Annotated in this window: 2 protein-coding genes; one reads left to right on the top strand and one right to left on the bottom strand. The window is 35.3% G+C overall.

All coding sequences use genetic code 11. From position 1 onward, the window contains the following. Positions 1-47 precede the first annotated feature (47 nt). Complete coding sequence (locus tag HMPREF1141_RS16960) at positions 48-698, bottom strand: VanZ family protein (protein ID WP_009066791.1); 651 nt, start codon at positions 696-698, stop codon at positions 48-50. A 152-nt stretch (positions 699-850) separates the two neighbouring features. Here HMPREF1141_RS16960 and HMPREF1141_RS17425 point away from each other — a divergent pair, with 152 nt between their 5' ends. Further along, positions 851-1,342 carry a hypothetical protein gene (locus HMPREF1141_RS17425; RefSeq protein ID WP_147584715.1) on the top strand — a complete coding sequence of 164 codons (492 nt, stop codon included), beginning with the start codon at positions 851-853 and terminating at the stop codon, positions 1,340-1,342. Positions 1,343-1,393: the final 51 nt, after the last annotated feature.

The following is a 1,393-nucleotide window of genomic DNA, read 5'->3' as shown; positions in this document are numbered from 1 at the left end:
AAAACAATCATCGGCTATGCCAGTGAATTTCTATTTTTGAAATACTTTTAGGGATTTGAAGTTGGATCAGCGATCATCGTAAGAAAATCAAAGAGAAATATAAATAGATAAGAGAAGAGAAAATAGTATTCCATTTTATGTTTTTTACTGCTGGGCACTTTTTGCACAGCTTTATATTTGAAAGAAGTTTGCTTTTGGAAAAAAGCAAACAGGAAATAACCAAGTAACACACCTAGGGTATTCATGAGCAGATCATTGATATCTGGGGTCCGCAGACAAAAAGCCTGCAGAACTTCAATCGAACAAGAAAAACCGATCCCCCATAAAAGCGTAGAGTGAAGACGGTTTTTCGGAGCAAGAAAAGGGAACAAAAGCCCAAAGGGTACAAATAGAAGAATGTTTGCAAAATATTGAGAAGGGTCTGAAAAGAGATCAACAAAAGGAATCAAGTTCACAGTCATCGTAGAGGGCTTAAAGTATACAGGGTTCTGCAAGAAAAATAGTATTCTTGTGATGCCGCCGATTTGCAGAACAAAAATCAGATAAGAGAGAAAGAAATATTGGATTGCCCAGTAGCACCAATTCCCTTTTCCACCGTTTTTTTGAATTAAAAAAAGAACCAGCGGGATAGAAAAGACAAGAAGGCAAATCCACATGGGTAAAATTCTGATTAAATAGTAGAGTACAGTACCGAACATAATAACCTCCGCCAAGTAAATATAAACTATATCATTAATTATAAATTGCATTTATTACATTTACAAGCAAAAAAGTTAAATAATTACATTATTGACAAATTATGTAAACTGTTGTATTATATAAACATAAAAATTATAAGGAGTTGTTAATTATGAAAAAAATGTTACGTTCATTGTTGTCAGTAATGATGATGACTGCTCTGCTTTGCAACTTCGTGGTTTTTGGTCAAACTGCAAATCAAAGTTTGGTTAGTTCTCCGGATTATCTGGTGGATACAGGTGCGCAAAGCACGATAAGCCCTTATGGAGCTACGCGTCCAGGAACTGTATATGATGTTTCGAAGAACGGAGCTTATAAATTCTCTGGCGTTTGTGGGAATGGAGGGTCTGTTTATACAGAGTATTTAATTGTTGGAAAATATACCTATAATGTTAGTATTACGAATGATTCGAGCTCTCCTGGGAAGCTCACATACCGAATCTATAATTTTTCTTCTAATGATGAATTAGTAACATCCGGAACTGTAGCGCCCGGAAAGACCGAGAGCTTTACGGTTGGTGGCCTTTCTCAGACATCAAAAATTTATATTAAATTCACGAGTTCAGGGAGTGGATTAACAAGTTTGTCTGGATCCATTGGCTAAGTTAATTTGTTTAGCGTGAATAGCAAATATTGATTGTATAATAAAAAAGCT

Source organism: Clostridium sp. MSTE9 (assembly GCF_000277625.1).
Lineage (GTDB): Bacteria > Bacillota > Clostridia > Oscillospirales > Acutalibacteraceae > Faecalispora > Faecalispora jeddahensis.
Note: the sequence above shows the minus strand (reverse complement) of the source record. Positions and strands in the feature narration are given on the sequence as shown.